11 protein-coding genes and 1 riboswitch are annotated in these 12,475 nt (G+C 71.8%); of the genes, 9 read left to right on the top strand and 2 right to left on the bottom strand.

Annotation, left to right across the window (positions count from 1 at the left end; translation table 11 throughout):
• Window positions 1-107 precede the first annotated feature (107 nt).
• The 6 genes from ACFV3R_RS21475 to ACFV3R_RS21450 all read left to right on the top strand — a co-directional run bounded on the left by ACFV3R_RS21475 (window position 108) and on the right by ACFV3R_RS21450 (window position 7,861).
• The gene (locus ACFV3R_RS21475) at window positions 108-728 is read left to right on the top strand and encodes a heme-copper oxidase subunit III (protein WP_385585264.1); all 621 of its coding nucleotides are present in this window, start codon (window positions 108-110) and stop codon (window positions 726-728) included.
• 102 nt (window positions 729-830) lie between these two features.
• The gene (locus tag ACFV3R_RS21470) at window positions 831-1,640 is read left to right on the top strand and encodes a c-type cytochrome (protein ID WP_385585261.1); all 810 of its coding nucleotides are present in this window, start codon (window positions 831-833) and stop codon (window positions 1,638-1,640) included.
• Complete coding sequence (locus tag ACFV3R_RS21465; RefSeq protein ID WP_385585258.1) at window positions 1,637-2,701, top strand: Rieske 2Fe-2S domain-containing protein; 1,065 nt, start codon at window positions 1,637-1,639, stop codon at window positions 2,699-2,701. The genes ACFV3R_RS21470 and ACFV3R_RS21465 overlap by 4 nt, the downstream gene beginning before the upstream one ends.
• On the top strand, window positions 2,698-4,335 hold the full coding sequence (locus ACFV3R_RS21460; RefSeq protein WP_385585255.1) for a cytochrome bc complex cytochrome b subunit: 1,638 nt from the start codon (window positions 2,698-2,700) through the stop codon (window positions 4,333-4,335). The genes ACFV3R_RS21465 and ACFV3R_RS21460 overlap by 4 nt, the downstream gene beginning before the upstream one ends.
• A 199-nt stretch (window positions 4,336-4,534) precedes the next feature.
• The gene (gene trpD / locus ACFV3R_RS21455; protein WP_385585252.1) at window positions 4,535-5,599 is read left to right on the top strand and encodes an anthranilate phosphoribosyltransferase; all 1,065 of its coding nucleotides are present in this window, start codon (window positions 4,535-4,537) and stop codon (window positions 5,597-5,599) included.
• Between the two features lie 286 nt (window positions 5,600-5,885).
• Window positions 5,886-6,003: riboswitch (SAM riboswitch) on the top strand.
• Between the two features lie 421 nt (window positions 6,004-6,424).
• Window positions 6,425-7,861 (top strand): aminotransferase class V-fold PLP-dependent enzyme, encoded by a 1,437-nt coding sequence (locus ACFV3R_RS21450; RefSeq protein ID WP_385585249.1) that lies wholly within the window; start codon window positions 6,425-6,427, stop codon window positions 7,859-7,861.
• A gap of 94 nt (window positions 7,862-7,955) precedes the next feature.
• On the opposite strand, the gene ACFV3R_RS21445 is transcribed toward ACFV3R_RS21450, so the two are convergent.
• Window positions 7,956-8,237, bottom strand: a complete 282-nt coding sequence (locus ACFV3R_RS21445; protein WP_385585246.1) for an Lrp/AsnC ligand binding domain-containing protein — start codon at window positions 8,235-8,237, stop codon at window positions 7,956-7,958.
• A 51-nt stretch (window positions 8,238-8,288) separates the two neighbouring features.
• Window positions 8,289-8,969 (bottom strand): rhomboid family intramembrane serine protease, encoded by a 681-nt coding sequence (locus ACFV3R_RS21440; protein ID WP_385585243.1) that lies wholly within the window; start codon window positions 8,967-8,969, stop codon window positions 8,289-8,291.
• A gap of 288 nt (window positions 8,970-9,257) precedes the next feature.
• Between ACFV3R_RS21440 and ACFV3R_RS21435 the strand changes: the two genes are divergently transcribed.
• From ACFV3R_RS21435 to ACFV3R_RS21425, 3 genes are all read left to right on the top strand, one after another.
• Entirely contained in the window at window positions 9,258-9,497 is a 240-nt protein-coding gene (locus ACFV3R_RS21435; protein ID WP_385585240.1) for a hypothetical protein, read from the top strand.
• A 109-nt stretch (window positions 9,498-9,606) separates the two neighbouring features.
• Window positions 9,607-10,968 carry an NYN domain-containing protein gene (locus ACFV3R_RS21430; RefSeq protein WP_385585465.1) on the top strand — a complete coding sequence of 454 codons (1,362 nt, stop codon included), beginning with the start codon at window positions 9,607-9,609 and terminating at the stop codon, window positions 10,966-10,968.
• 352 nt (window positions 10,969-11,320) lie between these two features.
• On the top strand, window positions 11,321-12,343 hold the full coding sequence (locus ACFV3R_RS21425) for an NlpC/P60 family protein (RefSeq protein WP_385585237.1): 1,023 nt from the start codon (window positions 11,321-11,323) through the stop codon (window positions 12,341-12,343).
• The last annotated feature ends 132 nt before the right edge of the window (window positions 12,344-12,475 follow it).

The following is a 12,475-nucleotide window of genomic DNA, read 5'->3' as shown; positions in this document are numbered from 1 at the left end:
GGCCGGGCCCCGGATTCGCCCGTACGAGCAGGACACACACCCAGCACATCCCCTTGACACACCGAACGGCACCCCCCGGAGTGAGCGCAACATAAGCGACCGACATAATGTCGGTCGTGGCGACAGCAACAGCAGTAGAAACCGGGCACGCGCACCCGTCGGTCAATCGACCGAACCTCACCAGCGTCGGAACCATCATCTGGCTGAGTTCCGAGCTGATGTTCTTCGCGGCCCTCTTCGCGATGTACTTCACCCTTCGGTCGGTGAGTGGGCCCTCTTACTGGAAGGATGCGGCCGATGCGCTGAACGTTCCCTTCTCCGCGACGAACACCACGATCCTGGTGCTCTCCTCCCTCACCTGCCAGCTCGGCGTCTTCGCCGCCGAGCGCGGTGACGTGAAGAAGCTCCGCGCGTGGTTCACCGTCACGTTCGTGATGGGTGCGATCTTCATCGGCGGGCAGATCTTCGAGTACACCGAGCTGGTCAGCAAGGACGGACTCTCCCTGAAGTCCGGTCCCTACGGCTCGGTGTTCTACCTGACGACCGGCTTCCACGGACTCCACGTCACGGGCGGTCTGATCGCGTTCCTGCTCGTGCTGGGCAGGACGTACGCGGCCAAGAGGTTCACCCACGAGCAGGCCACCGCGGCCATCGTCGTGTCCTACTACTGGCACTTCGTCGATGTCGTCTGGATCGGCCTCTTCGCCACGATCTACCTGATCCAGTAGCGGTCCCGCACCGCCTCCCGTCACGGCCGAAGGGCCCGGGAGCGGCTCAGAGCAGACACACCAGAAGCATCGACGCAGAAGATCCTGACACCGGGGTAATCCGTGAAAAAGCTCTCCGCACGACGGCGCCATCCGCTGGCGGCGCTCGTCGTCCTACTCTTCGCGCTGGCGGTCACCGGGGGGCTGTACGCCGCGTTCGCGCCGGCGGACAAGGCTCAGGCCGATGACAGCAGCCAGTCCCTCGCCGTCAAGGAGGGCAAGAAGCTCTTCGACGTGGGTTGCGCAAGCTGCCACGGCACCGGCGGTCAGGGCTCCTCCGACGGGCCGAGCCTGGTCGGCGTGGGCGCAGCCGCCGTCGACTTCCAGGTCGGCACCGGCCGCATGCCGGCACAGCAGCCCGGCCCGCAGGTCGAGAAGAAGAAGAACATCTACAACCAGGCGCAGATCGACCAGCTCGCCGCGTACGTCGCGTCGCTGGGCGCCGGTCCCGCCGTCCCGGCCAAGAGCGACTACGGCCCCGACGGCGCCGACATCGGCAAGGGCGGCGAGCTCTTCCGCACCAACTGCGCGCAGTGCCACAACTTCACCGGTAAGGGCGGTGCCCTCACCAACGGCAAGTTCGCGCCGAACCTGAAGGGCGTCAGCCCCAAGCACATCTACGAGGCCATGGAGACCGGCCCGCAGAACATGCCCAACTTCGGTGACGGCACCCTGTCCACGCAGAACCGCAAGGACATCGTGGCCTACCTCGGAGCAGTCGACGGGGACGACAGCGCCAGCCCCGGCGGTCTCGAGCTCGGTGGGCTCGGCCCGGTCGTCGAGGGTCTGTTCGGCTGGATCGCCGGCCTCGGCGCCCTGATCGCGGTCGCCATCTGGGTCGCCGCCCGGACAACGAAGGCCAAGAAGTCATGAGCGAGACTGGACGACACGACGACGTGCCAGAAGAGAACCTCCCCGCCGGGCGCCACGACGCCCACGGCGGCGACCTGGCCAAGGGGGACAACCCCTTCGCCGACCCGGGGCTGCCGCCCCACGAACACCGCGTCCAGGACATCGACGAGAAGGCCGCCCGGCGCTCCGAGCGCATGGTCGCGCTCCTGTTCGTCGTGTCGATGCTGGCGACGGTCGCGTTCATCGCGTCCTACGTGGCCTTCCCGGTAGGGAAGATCGTCTACATCTGGCCGTTCGGGCATGTCAGCATGCTGAACTTCTCCCTCGGCCTGACGCTGGGCATCGCCCTGTTCTGCATCGGCGCCGGTGCCGTCCACTGGGCGCGCACGCTGATGTCGGACGAGGAGGTCGCCGACGACCGCCACCCGATCGAGGCGGAGCCCGAGGTCAAGGCGAAGGTCCTCGCCGACTTCAAGCAGGGCGCCAAGGAGTCCGCGTTCGGCCGGCGCAAGCTGATCCGCAACACGATGTTCGGCGCGCTGGCCCTGGTGCCGCTCTCCGGCGTCGTCCTGCTGCGCGACCTCGGCCCGCTGCCGGAGAAGAAGCTGCGCACCACGGACTGGAAGAAGGGCAAGCGCCTGGTCAACCAGTCCACGAACCTCCCGCTCCGTCCGGAGGACATCGCGATCGGCTCCCTCACCTTCGCCAAGCCCGAGGGCCTGGAGGAGGACGACGAGAACTTCGCCAACAAGATCGCGAAGGATGCCCTGATGCTCGTCCGCATCGAGCCGAAGGACATCAAGGACAAGCGCGAACTCGACTGGTCGCACGAGGGCATCGTGGCCTTCTCCAAGATCTGCACGCACGTCGGCTGCCCCATCAGCCTCTACGAGCAGCAGACCCACCACGTGCTCTGCCCGTGCCACCAGTCGACCTTCGACCTCTCCGACGGTGGCCGCGTCATCTTCGGGCCGGCCGGCCACCCCCTGCCGCAGTTGCAGATCCAGGTGAAGGACGGCTACCTCGAGGCCGCCAACGTCTTCACCGAGCCTGTCGGCCCGAGCTTCTGGGAGCGCGGATGAGTAACAACGACGTCGCGGGCGCCGCGCGCCGCGGCCCGGCGCCGCGGGGGGAACGCCTCGCGGACTGGGCGGACGGAAGGCTTGGCATCTACAGCCTCGCCAAGGCCAACCTCCGCAAGATCTTTCCGGACCACTGGTCCTTCATGCTGGGCGAGGTCTGCCTCTACAGCTTCATCATCATCATCCTGACCGGTGTCTACCTGACGCTGTTCTTCCACCCGAGCATGGCCGAGGTCGTCTACCACGGCTCGTACGTGCCCATGCACGGGATCCGGATGACGCAGGCCTTCGAGTCGACCCTGCACATCAGCTTCGACGTCCGCGGCGGTCTGCTCATCCGGCAGATCCACCACTGGGCCGCGCTGGTGTTCGTCGGCGGCATGATGGTCCACATGATGCGGGTGTTCTTCACCGGCGCCTTCCGCAAGCCGCGTGAGGTCAACTGGCTCTTCGGCTTCCTGCTGCTGGTGCTGGGTCTGTTCACCGGCTTCACCGGCTACTCGCTCCCGGACGACCTGCTCTCCGGCACGGGTGTGCGCTTCATCGAGGGCGTCGTCCTGGCGATGCCGATCGTGGGCACCTACCTCCAGATGTTCATCTTCGGCGGCGAGTTCCCCGGGCACGACATCATCCCGAGGTTCTTCACCGTCCACGTGCTGCTGCTGCCGGGCATCATGCTCGGCCTGCTGGTGGCGCACCTGATCCTGGTCTTCTACCACAAGCACACGCAGTTCCCGGGTGCCGGCAAGACCAACAAGAACGTCGTCGGCATGCCGCTGATGCCGGTCTACATGGCCAAGGCGGGAGGCTTCTTCTTCCTCGTCTTCGGTGTCATCGCCGTCATGGCGGCGGTCGCCAGCATCAACCCGGTGTGGGCCATCGGCCCGTACCGGCCCGACCAGGTCTCCACCGGCGCCCAGCCCGACTGGTACATGGGCTTCGCCGAGGGTCTGGTGCGCACCATGCCCGGCTGGGAGTGGAACTTCCTGGGTCACACCGTCAACTTCGGTGTGCTGATCCCGATCGTGATCTTCCCGCTGGTGCTGGCCGCCATCGCCGTCTACCCGTTCATCGAGTCCTGGGTCACCGGCGACAAGCGCGAGCACCACATCCTGGACCGCCCGCGCAACGCGCCGACCCGCACCGCCTTCGGTGTGGCCTGGCTCTGGGCGTACATGATCATGCTCGTCGGTGGTGGCAACGACCTGTGGGCGACCCACTTCCACATGTCGATCAACGTGATCACCTGGATCGTCCGCATCGGCTTCTTCGTCGGCACGGTGATCACCTTCATCGTCACCAAGCGCATCTGCATGGGTCTGCAGCGCCGCGACCGGGACAAGGTGCTGCACGGACGCGAGTCCGGCATCATCAAGCGCCTGCCGCACGGTGAGTTCGTCGAGATCCACGAGCCGCTCCGCCAGGAGCAGCTGCACGTCCTCACCCAGCACGAGCAGCCCAAGGTCTTCGACCCGGGCCCCGAGGTGGACGAGAACGGCGTGCGCCGCAAGATCCCGGCCTCGACCCGGCTGCGGGCCAAGCTCTCCCGCGGGTACTACTCCGAGGAGAACATGGTCCCCAAGCCGACCGCCGAGGAGTTCAAGGAGATCGCCAGCGGCCACGGCCACCACTGAGTGATCCGGCCGCCGTCGCCCGCGCGACGGCGGCCCCCGGGCGGCAGACCGCCCGACACGAGGAACGCCACCCAGAGGGCCCCGTCCGGACGTCGGACGGGGCCCTCCGGCGTACGGGCCGCCGGATAGGCTCTCAGGCGAGGGGCAGCCCCTCGCAGGGGCCCGCACCGGGCGGGCCGAATTCCCAGGAGTGTGGACCATGGACGTGGTGACCCCGGCAGGCGGCGACAGCGCGACGGCCCCCACCTGGCCGGGCCTCCTCAACGCTCTCCTGACCGGCAGGCACCTGAGCGCCGCGGACACCGCCTGGGCCATGGACCACGTCATGCGCGGCGAGGCCACCTCCGCCCAGATCGCCGGCTTCGCCGTGGCGCTGCGGGCCAAGGGCGAGACGGTGGCCGAGATCAGCGGCCTGGTCGACGCCATGTACGAGCACGCCGAACTCATCGAGGTGGCGGGCCCGAGCGTCGACATCGTCGGCACCGGCGGCGACGGCGCCAACACCGTCAACATCTCGACGATGTCCGCCCTCGTGGTCGCGGGGACGGGGGCCCGGGTCGTCAAGCACGGCAACCGGGCCTCCTCCTCCGCCAGCGGCGCCTCCGACGTCCTGGAGAAGCTCGGCCTCAACCTCGACCTGTCCCCGCGCCGGGTGGCCGAGGTCGCTGCGGAGGCCGGCATCACCTTCTGCGCCGCGAACAGGTTCCACCCGGCGCTGCGCCACGTGGCGGCGGCCCGTGCCGAACTGGGCGTGCGCACCGTCTTCAACTTCCTCGGCCCGCTCACCAACCCGGCACGGGTGAAGGCCCAGGCCACCGGCGTCGCCGACGCCCGCATGGCGCCGATCCTGGCCGGCGTCCTCGCCGAACGTGGCTCCTCCGCGCTGGTCTTCCGGGGCGAGGACGGCCTGGACGAGCTGACCACCACCGCCACCTCGACGGTGTGGGTGGTCCGCGACGGGGCCGTGGCCGAGCACCGCTTCGACCCCCGCGACGTCGGTGTCGAGCTGGTGCCCGTCGAGGCCCTGCGCGGTGGGGACGCGGCCCACAACGCCGACGTCGTCCGCCGGGTCCTCGCGGGCGAGAAGGGCCCGGTCCGGGACGCGGTCCTGCTGAACTCGGCGGCGGCGCTGGTCGCCCTCGAACCGGCGGACACCTCGCTGGAGGAGCAGATCGCGGCGGGCATCGCGCGGGCGGCGCAGGCCGTCGACTCGGGGGCGGCGGCGACCGTGCTGGAGCGCTGGATGGAGCTCAGCAACTCCTGAGGGGTCCTTGCCATATGCCCGCCCGGGTCGCGTGGTCTGGCACCGCGCCTCGCGGCGTTGCCGAAAAGCCCTGGTAGCTCCGCTACGAGGACTCTCCGGCGCCTTGCGATGCACGGCACCGGACCACGCGACCTCATCGGACGCTCACATGGCAAGGACCCCTGAGGCACCACGCGGCGGCCCCTGCGGCGGGCCGCCGTGAGCCGGTTCCGGCCGCCTGGCGGGCGTGCCCGGGATGTGGGACGACGGTTTCGCCGTCCGAACCCGCTGTGCCATACTCACCGCAGGTCACGAGCGACAGCGTGAAGGCCCCGGCCCGCTGTCCGGCAACCCTCCGTCCGTGGCGGGGTGCCCCGGGTGATGACCAGGTCGCAGACAAGCGAGGTCTGCGGCAAGCGCGGTCCCTCGATTGGGGACCTGGTCCTTCGAGGGAGTGCCTTCCGTGATGCAGCGAATGCGATAGGCCTGTCCTCCGGATCGCCGTCGGACGTGCGCAGCGGTACCCCTGGGGTGCCCGCCGCCGTCGGTGACCGGCGCCCCGTCGCTCCCCACCGGACGCGACCGGCACCCGCCGCCCCTCCCGACCGGCTCGCCACGCCGGCCGCGGACCCGGAGACAGGCCCCGGGGCCTGACCGCCCCCACCGGACGACGCGTCCGGCCACCCGTGCGCCCTGACGGCGGACCGGTGTGCCGCGGTGCCTGTCGTCCCGTGCCCCGACGGGCACCGAGCACCCTCATCTCGCCTGCTGCCGCCACCGCGCGTCGCCGACTCCCGGCCGTCCGCGCGGTGTTGCCGGCCGCCCGCACCACCACGGGAGTCCGCCATGACCGCCACCGCCAGCACCGCTGCCGCCTCCGCCGCCACCGCTGCCGCCTCCACCACCACCGCTGCGAGGACCGCCCCCCAGGCCCCGGCCGGCGGCCCGCTCCCCGTCCTCGGCCGCGACGTCCGCGTCCCGCTCGTGACCGGTGGCGAGACCACCTACGCGGCGCTCGACTACGCGGCCAGCGCACCGGCGCTGCAGCGCGTCTGGGACGACGTCGCGGCCTACGCCCCCTACTACGGCAGCGTGCACCGCGGCGCCGGACACCTCTCGCAGCTCTCCACGGACCTGTTCGAGAACAGCCGGGAGACCGTGGCGCGCTTCCTCGGCTGTCGCCCGGAGGACGAGGTGGTCTTCACCCGGTCCACCACCGACTCCCTGAACCTGCTGGCCTGCGCGCTGCCCGCCGGGGCCCACGTCTACGTCTTCGAGACCGAGCACCACGCCGCGCTGCTGCCCTGGCACCGCCGCGCCGGCGTGACGGTGACCTACCTCGACGCCCCGCGCTCCCCGCAGCAGGCCGTGACCACCCTGGCGGACGCGCTGGCCGCGGCACCCAAGGGCGCGGGCCCCGCCCTGGTCTGCGTGACGGGTGCCTCCAACGTCACCGGCGAGATCTGGCCGGTGCGGGAGCTGGCCGCCACGGCGCACGCCCACGGCGCCCGCATCGTCCTGGACGCCGCCCAGCTCGCCCCCCACCACCCGGTGGACGTGGCCGAGCTCGACGTGGACTGGGTCGCCTTCTCCGGCCACAAGCTCTACGCGCCCTTCGGCTCCGGCGTCCTCGCGGGCCGCGCCGACTGGCTGCGGGAGGCCGAGCCGTACCTGGCGGGCGGCGGCGCGAGCCGCACCGTCACCCGGCGCCCGGACGGCGGTGTCGCGGTGGAGTGGCACACCTCCGAGGCCCGCCACGAGGCCGGTTCGCCCAACGTCATCGGCGTCCACGCCATCGCCTCGGCCTGCCGCGCGCTGACCGAGGCCGGCTTCGACACGCTGGTGGCACGCGAGCGGACGCTGGTGGCCAGGGTCCGCGAAGGGCTCGCCGGCATCCCCGGCGTGCGGGTCCTGGGCCTGTTCGGGCCGGACACGCCGCGGGTGGGCGTGCTCTCCTTCACCGTCGAGGGCTGGCAGTCCTCGCACTTCGCGGCGGCCCTCTCGGCCGAGTACGGCATCGGGGTGCGCGACGGCCTGTTCTGCGCCCACCCGCTGGTGCGCACACTCCTCGGCAGCGAGCCGCAGGCCCCGGGGGAGTGCGGCGCGGAGGAGTCCGGCGCGGCCGGCGGGACGCTCCACGCGGTCCGGGTGAGCTTCGGGGCCGGCACGCCCGACGAGCACGTCGAGCGGTTCCTGCGCGCGGTGCGGGAGCTGGTCACCGAGGGCGCGCGCTGGAGCTACCGGACGCAGGAGGGCCGCTGCGTCCCGGTTACCGCCGCCTGACCGGCCCGCTGCACCGGCCGTCCGCCGCCCAGGGGCGGGGCGCTGCCTCCCGTGGTGGCGCCCCGCCCCGTACCGGGCCGGGCCCGCAGGTGTCCTAGGAGTCCAGCCCGATGGCGAACGCGGCCTCCAGGTCGTGCTGGGAGTAGGTGCGGAAGGCGATGTGCGTCTCGGTGGAGGCGACGCCCGGCACCTTGCTGATGCGGCCGGGGATGACGTCGGCGAGGTCGTCGTGGCGGGCGACGCGGACGAGTGCGATCAGGTCGTGCGCCCCGGTGACCGAGTAGACCTCGCTGACACCCTCGAGCGCGGCGATCTTCTCGGCGATCTCCGGGATGCGGTCCACGCTGGTCTTGATGAGGACGATCGAAGTGATCACGGCTGGTCTTCTCCCTCGCGGCTGCCCGGCTCTCTCCAGGGCCCGCCCACCCTATCCCGCACCCCGCCGCCGGTGACGTGCCCAGGCGTAGAGGAAGCCGAGCCCGAAGCCCACGAGGTGCGCCAGGTGGGCCACGCCGGGACCGGCCGGGTCGTGTCCCGCGGCGAGCCACTGCAGCACGAACCAGAAGACCAGCACCACCCAGGCCGGGAAGCGCAGCGGGAGGAAGAGGAGGAACGGCAGCAGGCTGGTCACCCTGGCGCGGGGGAAGAGGTAGAGGAAGGCGCCCAGCACACCGGAGACGGCACCGGACGCCCCCACCAGGGCCCGCCCCGAGCCGGCGTGCACCGCCGCGTAGCCGAGCAGCGCCAGGTACCCGGTGACGAGGTAGAAGAGGACGAAGCGGGCGCGCCCCAGACGCTCCTCCACCAGGCCGCCGAAGACGTGCAGAAAGAGCAGGTTGCCCAGCAGGTGCACCCACCCGCCGTGCACGAAGAGCGCGGTCAGCGGGGTGGCCGAGGCGCGCACGGTCCCCTCCCACAGCTCGCGGGGGACCACGCCCCACCGGGCGAAGTAGGCGTTCTGCGCGGCGCGGCCCCCGTCCCCGCCGGCCGCGGCCCCGGTGAGCGGGGCGGTCGGTCCCGCGAGGAACACGGCACAGCACAGGGCCGTCAGCACGTCGCGGCCGCGCATCCGCACGGCACGGAGCACCAGGAGGTGCGAAACGGACATGGGTGGATCATCCCGGAAAACTCGGCCAGGAAGTGGGTGCCGGTTCCGGGCCCGGCCACCCGGTGGGCGTGCGCGCCGTGGTGCGGGGCGGCTGCGGGCGCGCCCCGCAGGGGAGGGGGCGCAGGCCGTAGGGTGAGCACCAGGGACGTTCCTCGTCGGCGAGCCGGTTGCGCCGCGCCGGGACCCGTCCGCCCGGGGGAGGCGGGTCGTGGTCGCCGCGGCGGGCTCCGCGGGCGGGCGGCCCTGCCGGAGCGTCACCACCCGAGGAAGCGAAAGAGGAACGAGACGATGACGGTTCCCCAGCCGACCGCAGAGACCAGGTGGCGCTGCACCCTGTGCGGCAATCTCACCCGTTTCGACGTCACCCGGCGTTCGAAGGTGGTGGAGTACGTGCATCTGGATCTCGCCGGCGAGCCCTCGGTGGAGGAGCGGGAGGTGCTCGAGGAGAGCATCGAATCGGTGCGCTGCCGCTGGTGCAACGCGGTGGACCAGATCGAACTGGTGGACCGGCCCGGCGCGAGCGCCTGAGATTCGGAGCGAGGCGGCAGTGGTGGACCGTCCGGAAGGGGCGACGGGGGAGGGGGACGTGCGCGCGGAGGCGACGGCCGGGGAGCCGGAGCCGGCCGCGCAGCCGGGGGTGTCCGCGAACGGCGTGGGGCCCGCCGGGGCGGGGTCCGGCCCGGAGGACCAGGCAGCCCTCGACCGGCCGCTCCCCGAGGGCGTGCGGCGCAAGGTCGTGGGCTTCACCGCGGAGTGCTTCGGCGGCCTGAAGGTCGCCGACCTGCCCGCCCCGCTGCGGCAGTACGCCCGGTTCACCCCCAGCCGGCGGGTGCGGTTCGCGGGCAACGCCATGGCCTCGGCGCTCGCCGGGGACGCCGGCTTCCGCGGCCGTATCGCCGACCTGCTGCGCGAGGCCCAGCCGGAGCTGACCGAGGCGCTGGCGGCCGGCAACCCGCCGGCCGCCGCCGACCCGCTGGACGTCGCCGCCGCCGCGTACATCCTTCGGCCCGCCGGCTGGGTCGAGCTCGTCACCGCCGCGGAGGAGGAGGTGGAACGGGCCGACGCCGTCCGGGCGGACGAGGAGACCTCCCGGGAGCTGGCCAGGCTCCGCGAGGAGTTGTCGCAGGTGCGTGCGGCGGCCCGGGCCGAGGCCGAGCGGGCCCGGGCCGAACTGGACACCCTGCGCAAGGAGAACGACGTCCTCCACCGCCGCCTGCGCAGCGCGACCAGCGACGTGCGGCGCCGGGAGGCGGAGGTGCGCAAGGCGGAGGCGGAGGTCCAGGCGGTGCGTGCGCAGGCGGGTGCCGACCGGGCCGCCGCCGAGGGGGAGGCCCGGCGGCTGCGGGCCAGGGCCACCGAGGCGGAGGCGGCCCTGGAGGCCGGGCGGCGCGCCGTCCGCGAGGGGCGCAGCGTCGAGGACATGCGGCTGCGGCTGCTGCTGGACACCGTGCTGGACGCGGCCCAGGGGCTGCGGCGCGAGCTGGCCCTGCCGCCGGCCGAGGTCAGGCCCGCCGACACGGTGGACGCGGTCTCGCCCGGGACGCTCTCGCCGCGGGACGTGGCGGCGCGCGCCCTGTCGGAGACCGATCCGGCCCTGCTGGACCAGCTGTTGGCGCTGCCGCAGGCGCACCTCGTTGTCGACGGCTACAACGTGACCAAGACGGGCTACCCGGCCATCCCGCTGGAGAAGCAGCGGTTGCGGCTGCTGGGCGGGCTCGCCGTGCTGGCGGCGCAGACCGGCGCGGAGATGACGTGCGTCTTCGACGGGGCGGAACTCGCCGCTCCGGTGCTGCTCGCGCCGCCCCGCGGGGTCCGTGTGCTGTTCAGCAAGCCCGGGGTGACCGCGGACGAGTTGATCCGCCAACTGGTGCGCGCCGAACCCTCGGGGCGTCCCGTGGTGGTGGTCTCCACCGACCGCGAGGTGGCGGACGGGGTGGCGCAGGCCGGGGCGCGGCCGGTCTCCTCGGCGCTGCTCCTGAAGCGGCTGGCCCGGACCTGACGCCGTCCGGTGCCGGTCGTCCCGGTACCACCCGGACCCGCCGTGAAAGCCCGGTTTGCCTGGTGACGGTGGGTCACCTGGGCGGTGGGGGCGTTTTTTCGCTCCGCTGTGTCAGGCGGCGGTCACAAGCTGTGGGGTCTTGGTAAAGCTTGCCTCGGTGAAGCGGGTTTTTTCCGCAGGGATTTGAAGGGATCACAGCTCGGTTACTAAGGTCTGCCTCGAACCTTCATGCGGTTGATCACCCACCCGGGGTGAACAGTGAAGGAACCGCCGATCCGCGGCGTCCACGCGGAGCCGGGGTCTTGCCACCCCCTTCCCGGTAGGCGGCTGAAGGAAGAAGGAGCTCGCCTCCGTGGCGTCCCACCGTCGACCAAAGCAGCCGAGCCGCACGCGCGTCACCGTGTTCACCGCGACCGCAGCGGCAGCCGTCGCCCTCAGCTCGCAGGCCGCGCAGGCCGCGCCCAAGCCGTCCAAGGACGAGGTCAAATCCCAGGTCGACAAGCTCTACCAGCAGGCCGAGTCCGCCACGCAGAAGTACGACGGGGCCAAGGAGGACCAGTCCAAGCTGCAGAAGGAGGTCAGTGACCTCCAGGACAAGGTGGCCCGCGGCCAGGAGGAGCTGAACAAGCTCCGCAAGGGCCTCGGCGCCGTCGCCTCCGACCAGTACCGCAGCGGCAGCCTCGACCCGTCGATGCAGCTCTTCCTCTCGGGCGACCCCGACACCTTCCTCGACAAGGCCTCCACGCTCGACCAGTTGAGTGGCCACCAGGCCGAGCAGCTGCGGACGATAGCCGAGAAGCAGCGCCACCTCGCCCAGGAGCGGGCCGAGGCGTCGAAGAAGATGCAGGACCTCGCCGACACCCGCAAGGCGCTCGGCGACCGCAAGAGCGAGATCCAGGGCAAGCTCGCCAAGGCCCGGGCGCTGCTGAACTCCCTCACCGAGAAGGAGCGCCAGCAGCTCGCGCAGGAGCAGGCGCGCGCCAACCGCAGCAACTCCCGGGTGGACCTCGGTAACGCGCTGCCCAGCTCGCAGCGGGCGGCGGCGGCCCTGGAGGCGGCCAAGACCCAGATCGGCAAGCCGTACGTCTACGGCGCCACCGGCCCCTCCTCCTACGACTGCTCGGGTCTGACCGGGTTCGCCTACGCGCAGGCCGGCGTCTCGCTGCCGCGCACCTCGCAGCAGCAGGCGAACGCCGGCACCCGCATCGGCATGAGCCAGCTCAAGCCCGGCGACCTGGTGCTGTTCAACAGCGACCTCTCGCACATCGGCCTCTACGCCGGCAACGGCATGGTGCTGCACGCCCCCCACCCCGGGGCGAGCGTGCGGTACGAGCCGATGGGCAACATGACCTTCGAGTTCGGCGTCCGCGTCTGAGGCCGCTGCACAGCTGAGCCGGGCGTCTGCGGAAACGCCCCTTCCGGTGCACGCCGGGTCCGTCACGGGCCCGGCGTCCGTCGTCGGCGGCGGGCCGGTCCGCACCGGCGCCCGGCAGGTACCGGGGCCCGC

It is taken from the genome of Streptomyces sp. NPDC059740 (assembly GCF_042733155.1).
Classification (GTDB): domain Bacteria; phylum Actinomycetota; class Actinomycetes; order Streptomycetales; family Streptomycetaceae; genus Streptomyces.
This window is presented reverse-complemented; position numbering and strand designations above follow the sequence as displayed.